Annotated in this window: 10 protein-coding genes; 3 read left to right on the top strand and 7 right to left on the bottom strand. The window is 37.0% G+C overall.

Translation table 11 applies throughout. The annotated features are described in order from the left end of the window. The first annotated feature begins 26 nt into the window (after nt 1-26). Complete coding sequence (locus Q1K78_RS15905) at nt 27-998, top strand: GTP-binding protein (RefSeq protein WP_300181090.1); 972 nt, start codon at nt 27-29, stop codon at nt 996-998. A gap of 80 nt (nt 999-1,078) precedes the next feature. Here the strand turns inward: Q1K78_RS15905 and ylqF are convergent, their stop codons facing one another. The 3 genes from ylqF to Q1K78_RS15890 all read right to left on the bottom strand — a co-directional run bounded on the left by ylqF (nt 1,079) and on the right by Q1K78_RS15890 (nt 3,853). After that, on the bottom strand, nt 1,079-2,014 hold the full coding sequence (gene ylqF, locus Q1K78_RS15900) for a ribosome biogenesis GTPase YlqF (RefSeq protein ID WP_300181087.1): 936 nt from the start codon (nt 2,012-2,014) through the stop codon (nt 1,079-1,081). Between the two features lie 64 nt (nt 2,015-2,078). After that, nucleotides 2,079-2,879 (bottom strand): EAL domain-containing protein, encoded by an 801-nt coding sequence (locus Q1K78_RS15895; RefSeq protein ID WP_300181084.1) that lies wholly within the window; start codon nt 2,877-2,879, stop codon nt 2,079-2,081. A gap of 146 nt (nt 2,880-3,025) precedes the next feature. Beyond that, the gene (locus tag Q1K78_RS15890) at nt 3,026-3,853 is read right to left on the bottom strand and encodes a DUF2797 domain-containing protein (protein WP_300181082.1); all 828 of its coding nucleotides are present in this window, start codon (nt 3,851-3,853) and stop codon (nt 3,026-3,028) included. Nucleotides 3,854-4,020: 167 nt separating this feature from the next. On the opposite strand from Q1K78_RS15890, the gene Q1K78_RS15885 reads away from it, so the two are divergent. Beyond that, nucleotides 4,021-5,358, top strand: a complete 1,338-nt coding sequence (locus Q1K78_RS15885; protein ID WP_300181079.1) for a DEAD/DEAH box helicase — start codon at nt 4,021-4,023, stop codon at nt 5,356-5,358. Nucleotides 5,359-5,460: 102 nt separating this feature from the next. Here the strand turns inward: Q1K78_RS15885 and Q1K78_RS15880 are convergent, their stop codons facing one another. The 3 genes from Q1K78_RS15880 to Q1K78_RS15870 all read right to left on the bottom strand — a co-directional run bounded on the left by Q1K78_RS15880 (nt 5,461) and on the right by Q1K78_RS15870 (nt 7,502). Next, entirely contained in the window at nt 5,461-5,742 is a 282-nt protein-coding gene (locus Q1K78_RS15880; protein WP_300181076.1) for a pyrimidine/purine nucleoside phosphorylase, read from the bottom strand. Between the two features lie 69 nt (nt 5,743-5,811). Further along, a complete protein-coding gene (locus Q1K78_RS15875; RefSeq protein ID WP_300181073.1) occupies nt 5,812-6,642 on the bottom strand; it encodes a phosphate ABC transporter substrate-binding protein in 831 nt (276 codons plus the stop codon). A gap of 62 nt (nt 6,643-6,704) precedes the next feature. Next, nucleotides 6,705-7,502 carry an AraC family transcriptional regulator gene (locus Q1K78_RS15870; RefSeq protein WP_300181070.1) on the bottom strand — a complete coding sequence of 266 codons (798 nt, stop codon included), beginning with the start codon at nt 7,500-7,502 and terminating at the stop codon, nt 6,705-6,707. Nucleotides 7,503-7,628: 126 nt separating this feature from the next. Here Q1K78_RS15870 and Q1K78_RS15865 point away from each other — a divergent pair, with 126 nt between their 5' ends. After that, nucleotides 7,629-9,341, top strand: a complete 1,713-nt coding sequence (locus Q1K78_RS15865) for an SgrR family transcriptional regulator (protein ID WP_300181067.1) — start codon at nt 7,629-7,631, stop codon at nt 9,339-9,341. A gap of 43 nt (nt 9,342-9,384) precedes the next feature. On the opposite strand, the gene Q1K78_RS15860 is transcribed toward Q1K78_RS15865, so the two are convergent. Beyond that, the coding region (locus Q1K78_RS15860; protein WP_300181064.1) for a coproporphyrinogen III oxidase at nt 9,385-10,216 on the bottom strand (832 nt) is incomplete at its 5' end.

Here is a 10,216-nt window from a genome sequence, read left to right as displayed (position 1 = left end):
CGATCTTATTAATTGTGGACAATGTTATGAAAAAAATACCAACCAATATCATTACTGGTTTTCTCGGTGTAGGGAAAACAACAACTATTTTGCAGTTACTTAAAAATAAGCCAGAAGGAGAGTCTTGGGCTGTTTTAGTAAATGAATTTGGTGAAGTTGGTATCGATGGTGCTTTTTTAACAGAAAGTGATGCGATGGTGAAAGAGGTACCCGGTGGTTGTATGTGCTGTACTGCGGGTCTGCCAATGTCGGTGGGTATTAATGCTCTACTGCGTCAAAAGCCCGATCGTCTGATTATTGAACCCACTGGTTTAGGTCACCCAAAGAAAATCATTGCCATTCTTCAATCTGAAAATTATGAAAAATACATTGATTTAAAGTCAACCATTGGTCTTGTTGACCCTCGTAATTTATCGAATGAGAAGTACACAAGTAACCAGAACTTTAATGACCAGTTAAGTATTTCTGATGTGATTGTGGCAACAAAAATGGACATGGCATCGGATTATGATGAATGCTTGTTCTCTTCATGGATAAAATCATTGCCACACCAACCTAAAACCACCTCTATTAATCATGGTGAGTTGCCTTCACATTGGCTAGATGAAGATCGTACGGTCGAATTAATAATTGAAGATCACCATCATCATCATGCAGAACAAGAAATTGTTGAAATGGTATTAGAGCCTGGACAAAAATTCTGTCGTAAAGAAAATAAAGGCCAAGGTTATGTCAGTTGTGGTTGGTTCTTTGGTGCTGAATCTGTATTTGATTTTGATGAGTTGTTTTCAATGCTATCGGCACTTACCGCGGAGCGTGTCAAAGCGGTAATGAATACCAACAAAGGCTTTTATGCATTCAATGTGGCTAATGGTGTTGTATCTGTCAATTTACTGAGTATTGATGGTGTAGAATCAAAATTAGAAGTGATTGATACCCAATTGTTGCCTTGGGATCAGTTAGAAGAAGTGTTATTAAGTTTACTTATTGAAGAGTAATAATATTAGTAATTAAGAATATAAAAAGAGAGGCTAACTGATGGTTGGCCTCTCTTTTTATTTATAGTGACTAAAAAGAATTAACGTTTGTTTTTCAAGTAACGTTTACGACGTTCTTCTTTTTTCTTAATTTGTTGTTCAATTTTCAGCGCGGCTGCAACTTCAACTGCTTCAAGTTCAGCGGGGATCATATCTGGAAGCTCTAGAGTTAATTGACCTAATGTGCCTGAACGAAGTTCATGAAGAAGAATTTCAGACGCTTTATAGATATTAACACGTCCACCAGCTTGTAAACAACCACGACTACGAGCAATTGCTTCCATTAACTCTACATCGTTATCTGGTAATTCATCCAAGTTATAACGTTCTTTTAAACGCTCTGGATACTGTTTTGCTAGATACTCAACAGTATAGAAAGCCACTTCATCATAATCCATTGCGGTATCTTTTACAGCACCAGTTGCAGCAAGGCGGAAACCACTGTGTGGATTCTCAACTTTAGGCCATAAAATTCCAGGAGTATCAGAAAGAACAACCCCATTTTGCAAATTAATACGTTGCTGACGACGAGTTACTGCTGGTTGGTTACCGGTTACCGCAATCATACGTCCTGCTAACGTATTAATGATGGTTGATTTGCCAACATTGGGAATACCCATAATCATGGTACGAACGTTTTTTCCCATGGCTTCACGGTGCGGAACCAATTTACGACATCTTTCCATAATCTTATGGATTTCATCGGGGTTGCTGGTTGTCACTGCCATTGCTGTGACGCCTTGCTCTTTCTCAAGGTGTTCAATCCAAAGTTGAGTCGCTTCAGGATCGGCTAAATCACGCTTGTTCAAAACTTTAATACAAGGCTTGTCTTGACGTAGAGAGGCGATCATTGGATTCTCACTACTGAAAGGGATACGAGCATCAAGTACTTCGATGATCACATCCATTTTAGGGATCACTTCAGCGATCTCTTTTTGAGCTTTATGCATGTGACCAGGGAACCATTGGATGGACATAGCGTGAATCCTTTAAAAATCAAAAACGCTATTTTAACGGCAAAGTCAAAAGAGTAAAGGGAAGTTACGCAGCTTGATGATTTTGTTGTTGTAATGGCAATGGTTTACCTAATAAGAAGCCTTGAAAATAATCAATACCAAGTAATTTCATATCTTCATATTGTTTAGCGGTTTCAACGCCTTCAATAACAATTAATGCTTTTTGATTTCTCGCTAAGGCGATTGCTGACATAATAGGTTCAGTATTACCATTTTCATATTTAAGTAGTAAAGAACGGTCAATCTTTAAGATATTTGGCCTTAATAAAGAAACGCGCTCTTCAGAAGAGGCTTCTGAACCGAAGTCATCTATAGCTATATTAAAACCATATGATTTAATATCTTCTATAGCAGCTAATAGCTTGTCTTTATCATGATAATGAAGTTCAAGGAGTTCTAGAGTTACGAATTGAGGGGATAAACCAAGTTCTTGAATTCGTGATTCAAGCAAAGATGTGTTCAGGTTTTGTATTTTATTTGTATGAAAATGAATTGCGGATTCAGGTAAAATATTCAGGAATAATTGAGTGCTTCTTTGTGAAAAAAGAGAGAAGTTCCGGATATGAATAATACGACTTAGTCGTTCAATATTTAGAATTTGTTTAACAGTTCTTGTCGTATCTTTAAAAAATAGATCTGGTCGAATAGGTTGCATATCATGGTCATAAATTCGTAATAATGCTTCATAGCCAATAATGGTTTGTTGAATATTAAAGATAGGTTGAAAAACACTCTGTAATAAATAACCATCATATTTTGAATAATACGAGCCATCGTCATCTAAAAATAAATAGGTTTGAAATTGCTCTTGAGTGACTAGTAACATGCTCTACTCCATTAAATAGCATGTTCTATTGATAACGGAATCAGTAGTTTTTATCAAATAAAGGAAAATAGATATACGACGTGAATCACATTTGAGTTGTACTTATTCTCACCGGAAAGATAAGTACAACCCTAATGGCTTGAAAGTTACGCTGTCACGATTACTTCATAAGAACCGAACTTGCGAATATTTATTACACCCGTATCAAACAGTAAATATTGCCCTTTAATACCATTTAATACGCCTGTTACTTCTGGGTTCTTATCAAAGTTATGACTGATGATTTTGATAGGGAACTCGTTTACCGGGAAGGTAATATCTAGAATGCTCTCGTCCAGAAATTCAACAGAATCGTCACCGTGTTCAGCTTGAATTTTAGCAATAGCTTCTTCGACTTGTGGCAACAATTCTAATGCCGCTTCTTTTAAAGCAAGCGGTTCATTATTACCTTTTAATAAGGTGCGCCAATTGGTTTTATCGGCAATCAGTTTCGCTAATTCAATTTCCACTAAACCCGAGATTAAGCGGTTTTTCACTTTAGCAATTGGTAGTCCTTGCGTTGCACCTTGGTCAATCCAACGAGTAGGGATCTGAGTATGACGAGTAATGCCAACCTTTATGCTAGATGTATTTGATAGGTACACATAATGGTCTACAAAACAGTTTTCTTCACCCCATTGAGGTTCACGGCAAGTTCCTTCTGCAAAATGACACGTTTCTGGCTTCATAATACACATGTCACAGCTTGCCAGTTTCTTCATGCAAACAAAGCAATGGCCTTGTGAGTAACTTTTCTTCGTTTTCTTGCCGCAAGAGCAACAGAAAATATTGCCCGTATGCGTCAGTGTCAGTGTTTTACCAATTAATGCATTGAGTTCGATTTCTTTCTCACCAACAGGTAGGCGATATTGTACGGCACCGTCAAGCAGTGATGCGCGCATTTTTGCTAATGTTCCAGTAATTTGAATGCTCATAAATTTTTCTACTTTTCTTATAATTAAATTAGTTTTTTATGCGTTAAGACTTTCTATCTGTTTGTGCATATTGTAGCAAGATAAACGACAGTTATGTTATACTCCGCCGCATTAGACCAGAATGACTGGTTATCCATCAATAATACTCGAAATCGGAGTGCAAGCTTTTGCAATTTAAAGATTTAGGTTTAGATAATCGCCTATTAAAAAACCTCGCTCATCAGAACATCAAAAAACCAACAGAAATTCAGCGTAAAGCCGTACCTGTTGCGATGGCAGGTAAAGACATTCTTGCGTCATCAAAAACAGGTTCAGGTAAAACATTAGCGTTTGTATTGCCAATGCTTCATAAATCACTGAAATCAAAATCGTTCTCTAAGAATGATCCTCGTGCAGTGATCTTGGCACCAACGCGTGAATTAGCGAAACAAGTTTATAATCATCTTCGTAGTATGTTAGGTGGATTAAGTTATGACGCTACTTTAATTACCGGTGGTGAAAACTTTAATGACCAAGTGAATGCACTGCGTAAATTTCCTAAATTTATCGTGGCAACGCCAGGACGTTTAGCTGACCATTTAGAGCATCAATCTTTGTTCTTAAATGGGTTAGAAACGTTAATTCTTGATGAAGCAGACCGTATGCTTGATCTAGGTTTTGCTGAGCATTTACAAAAAATTCATAAAGCGGCAAACCATCGTCGTCGTCAAACATTAATGTTCTCTGCAACATTAGATCATGACGCCGTGACTCAGTTTGCTGGTAATATGCTTGATAATCCTAAGTTTGTTTCTGTTGGTTTATCAACAGATGAGCATACTGATATTACGCAAAGCTTTTACTTGTGTGATCACCTAGATCATAAACAAGCATTGTTAGATAAAATTATTGAGACGGAAAAATACTTCCAAATCATGATTTTCACAGCAACTCGTGCCGATACAGACCGTCTAACCACTCTACTTAATGAGCGTAAGCTTAAAGCGGTGGCATTAAGTGGAGACATGAACCAAACGGCTCGTAACAATATTATGAGTCAGTTTGAGCGTCGCGCACATAAGATCCTAGTAACAACAGATGTTGCTTCTCGTGGTTTGGATTTAACGAGTGTAACTCATGTGATTAACTTTGATATGCCAAAACATATGGAAGAATACGTTCACCGTGTTGGTCGTACTGGTCGTGCTGGTAAAAAAGGGACAGCAATCTCTTTAGTTGGCCCAAAAGACTGGGAAAGCTTCAAACGTATAGAAAACTTCCTACAGAAAGAATTAACGTTCTCTGTATTTGAAGATCTAAAAGGTAAATTCAAAGGTCTTGTACCTAAGAAAAAACGTACGTTTGTTAAGAAAGACGACGCAAAGAAAAACACTGCGAAACGTGGTTCATACAAACCAAAAGCGGCTAAAAAGCGTGATAACTCATTCCATACTAACGTGGCAGTGGGTGATCAAGTCTTTATGCCGAAGAAAAAGCCAAAACAAGTGGTTGTTGATGACGAGTAAGACTTATTTAATTAAGCCTTCGTATTAATGACAATAAAAATGCCAAGTGAGTAATCTCACTTGGCATTTTTTATTACATAAAACTATAGAGTTAATATGAAACTATAAATATTCACATAGATAAGCAGTTTCAAGCTCTACTTTTACATCAAATGATGAATTCCCCTCAACAGAGAAATCTTCACCTGAAGAAAATGTCACCCAATCCGCATCAGTTGAGCGCTTAATGGTAAGAGATCCTGTAACTACCGTCATTTTCTCTGCTGCATTAGTTCCAAAGGTATAGTTACCCGGTAACATTACACCGACAGAAATTGCATTATTATTTTGCTCAAACCCAATTGATTTTACTTTATCGTCAAAATAGCTATTAACAGTTAACATAATTTATCCTTGTTGATAGACCAAGTTTAATCTTGGTATTTGTCTCATTACAATAAATTATTCATTATTTTATTTCAACTGTTCCTTTACATAACCTAATGATTTTATTTTATTAATTGAAGAATCAGAGCCAATGTGACGCATGAATTTAGCTGATTCTTCTGGCAATGCATTATTCTTATAAACGAATAAGAAAGGGCGAGATAAAGGGTATTTGTTTTCAGAAATAGATGCAGTGGTAGGTGAAATACCATTAATTTTAACAACTTGTAATTGAGCAAGATCACCAATAGATCCGGCTGATACGTAGCCAATAGCATGCGGATTACGAGCCACAATGCTCTTCACCATACTCGTTCCATTAACAACGATGGCTTTTTTACTAATATCTGAAACCGTAAATACATTGATTTTTTTCGTTAGTTTAAGATGCTTTTCAAATGAAAATCGAGAACCAGATGCGATTTCTCGTGTAATAACGGCGATCTCTTTGTCTTCACCACCAACGTCTTTCCAATTAGTAATATCACCATGATAGATTTTCCAAATATTATCTGCGGATAAATTAGTAATTGGATTTTGTGGGTGAGTCACTATAGCGATAGCATCGTAAGCAATAAGGGTCGAAGATAGAGATTTTTGTTCGTTTTCTGAAAGTTGTCGTGAGCTGATTGCTAAGTTCACAATATTATCTTCCAGCATTTGAATACCGGCACTAGAACCAATACTCTGTAAATTGATTTTTGGGTCATTTGACTGGTTGTAAGTGTCAATAAATGGTTCTAATAAATTAGAAACAGAAGTAGACCCTGCTATTGTGAGATTAGAATTTGCTGCGAAAGAGAGTGTACTAAAAAGTAACCCTGTAACAAAGGTGGTGTAACTTAGTGTTTTAACCATGATATCTAAATCCATAATGAAAAAAGGGATCATAAAGTCAAAGTGTTACACCAATGTGACAATTAAGCTTGAATGGATTCTCGGAATTCTTTTGGTGTTGAACCGTGAATGGATTTAAAGGTGGAACTAAAGTGTGCGGCGGTTTTAAACCCGGTTTCATATGCAATCTCAGTAATGGTTTTACGTGTGATACGAAGTTGAGTTGCAGCATAGTTGATGCGTTTAATTTTTACTAAGTGGGCAAAAGAGAGTTTATCAGATTGAAGTTTACGTTTGAGAGTTGATGAAGACATGCCTAGTTCAGGGGCAACAGCATCGATGGTTAAATCGGCTGAAATGTTTTTCTCAACATAACGGATTAATTGCTGTGATGTAGTTAGAACTGAAATTCGGCGTATAACGGCAATCAATTCTGGGTGCTTATTGAGCATTTCACTTAACAGTGCGAGTACTAAGAACTCAAGAGAAGTGTCACTTGCTCCCTCTACTAATTGTTCTTTAATTAGCGTAAGCATTTTGAAAATAGAGTTATCTGCTGGACTAAAAATAAAAGACTCTCTTTCCGAAGGAACATGCTTTATGTTATTAGTATAAGTAAGGAACTTTTGAAATACAGAAACATCGATGACTAAGATTTCTGCTTTAAAATTACCTTCATTATTGACCATTTTAACTTTAGAAATGTCGCCCGAGCTATAGAGTAAGAATTCCCCTGTATTAAGAATGATGTTTTTTCCTGACTTATCGCAATAATGGAACTGTCCTGACGTTACAATATAGATACCATTTCGCTCAATAGGATAACGATCCGACTTTCTTCGTTTTTGGGTGTTAAATTGGTGTAATTCAATTGGGGCCATGATGAATTTCCTCTAAATACTCGAGATTTAGTGTAAACTTACTTACTGAAAAATCAAGAGCATAAGCTCACAGTCTCAGAATTTGAGTCCGAACTAGACTTGTATTAATTAAATAAACGGTGCTTTATGGGTAGTCCACGCTTACGTACACAATTTGAAAAATTATATACACATTATTATACCAATATATCTGGTGTTCAAATTGATGATATTGCCGGTTTGTTATGTTGTACTCGTCGAAATACGCGGATGGTTCTTAAAAAAATGTCCGATGAAAAATGGATTGTTTGGAATCCAGCCGTTGGTCGAGGGAAAAGTTCGGTATTAGAGTTTACTTCCTCACCAGTGACTGTTTATTTAGCATTGGCTAGACAAAATATCGAAGAGGGAAAACTGGACGTCGCTCTTGAAATGCTTGATGGTAATCAGGATGCCTTACTTGATCTTATCAATAATGTATTAGGCGTATCCCATGAAAAGGGTAAGCAAGTCGTTAAACTTCCTTATTATCGTCAATTGCATATTCTTAAACCATCATTGGCGATCCGACGCTTAGAGCAGCACCTAGTGCAACAAATTTTCAATGGTCTAACTCAATGGAATAAAGTGGGGTCTATTGAGGGGGATATTGCCCATCACTGGGAACGATTATCTCCGCAGCATTGGCGATTTTATATTCGTCCAAGTGTTGCTTTTCATGACGGAAAAATGCTGAGTTTTGAAGATATTAAAGAGACCTTTTTACAGTTAAAAACCAATGTTGTCTTTGCTCACATTTCAGAAATTGTAAGTCCAAGCTTAAACGTTATTGATTTCATATTGGATAAAGAAGACTATTACTTTGATTCAAAACTAGCCCAATTTAATGCAAAGATAATCCCGGTATCTGGTCATGTTGCACACGATTTCAATCGTTTCCCTATTGGAACTGGGCCTTATAAGATAAGTGACAATACAGATAAGAAATTAGTCCTTATTGCGAATGAACATTACTTTGGTTACCGCCCATTAATTGATTCGGTTGAAGTCTGGACATTGCCTGAAGTCGCTCCTATTCAATTAAAGTTGGGTTTAGACGTATATGAAGGAACAGAGTCTGCAATGTCCTATGGTGAGAAAGTAGCGGTAGATAACGGATGTAGCTATATCTTGTTTAATCGTAAAACAGGTATAGCAAAAGACAACAACTGGCAAGCCTATTTATCGTATGCCATTACTCCCTTAATGCTGCTAAATGAGCTGCAAAACTCGCAAATGAATGGCATTGGTTTGTTCAATGCTTATGGGTTATTACCTGGCTTACAACATTGTCTTAATCGACCTAAACTACCGTTTACAAAACCAAATAAAGGAAGTGTACTTCACCTTGGGTATGAAAATGAACATCCTTTATACCCATTACTCGGTAACATCATTCAACAACGATTAGCACAAGATGGTATTACGTTAAAAATTCATCAATTTGATACTTTGGATTTGTTATGTGCAGAGCAAACAGCCTCTATTGATATATGGCTAAGAGGGATGAGTTTAGGAACAGAGTGTCCAGAAGCCTTGCTTTCATGGTTATTTGCTTTCAATGAAATAGAGAGAGCAACACCAAATGAGGATTTTGCACATATCACCGCACTTATTGATACTTGGCAAGCATCATCTGAACGTCATTTTCCCGCGAATGAAATATGTCGATATCTAGTAGACAGTAATCAAATATTACCGTTGTTTCATGGTTGGATGGGGATCAGTGAAGATGCCAATAACAGTATTCAAAACGCATCATGCAATGGATTAGGTTGGTTTGATTTTGAAAAAGTATGGATAAAGCCTGATTTGTTATAAATTAAGCCATTGAGATTAATAGTCAATGGCTTGTTTGAGATATTTATGTACGAGCCATGTAAAACGCACGAATGGTTTGTGCTAGTAGGGCTTTGGTATCAGAAGAAATAGGGCACACGGTTTCTTCTGGTAATACCGATAATAAGTCAGAAACGAGAGTATCAATCGGTTGTGGTGATAAGGCTAGCCACTCTTGCAATAAGTTCCTATTAATATGAGAAGGTAAGGAACCTAAAGTACCAACATCATTTTGATCATGAATAAGAAGTCCCGCCGTTGTTCCTTTATCCAGAGTTAATACCTGATAAAAATACAACGTATGATAATCCAACTGTTGCTGTACTTGTGTGCAAGACGGTTCCGTTGGATTAATCAAGTGTGAGGTTAAAATATGAACATACGTATCGATGATTTTAGTGATAAATTGATGAGCAAACTCTGAACCATTTCCCTCTACAGGATTAAAGCCTTCTAAGTAAAAGTGACTCACGCCTCGACGCTTTTTCAATGCAGGAATATCAAAGTATTGATTGCCTAACGTTGTCCCTTGCGAGTAATAGTTTTTAGCCGCCACTTTAAGTGTTTGGTCAAAGTATTCTTTGTCGTCTTTATTAAAATGAGAAGGGTTAAGATCGGCCATTATGCGCCAATAACTGGTCCCATCTTTAAGTGCCGTCCAACTAACGTGCATATGAATAGAGGGCGCTAATGGGCTTGCAGGATGGATAATTGTAGAGAGCGCAGTAGCATTGTCATAATGTTTTTCAGGAAGATCTTCATAATGAATTTGAGAGACATTAATCGACGCTCGGTTAAAAATACCTCCTTCAATAACCTCAAATCGTTTTCCGCCGCCATGCGTACCTTCATCTCTT

This window comes from uncultured Aliivibrio sp. (assembly GCF_946479765.1).
Taxonomy (GTDB): domain Bacteria; phylum Pseudomonadota; class Gammaproteobacteria; order Enterobacterales; family Vibrionaceae; genus Aliivibrio.
The sequence above is the reverse complement of the archived record's forward strand: the minus strand, read 5'-3'. Positions and strand labels throughout refer to the sequence as shown.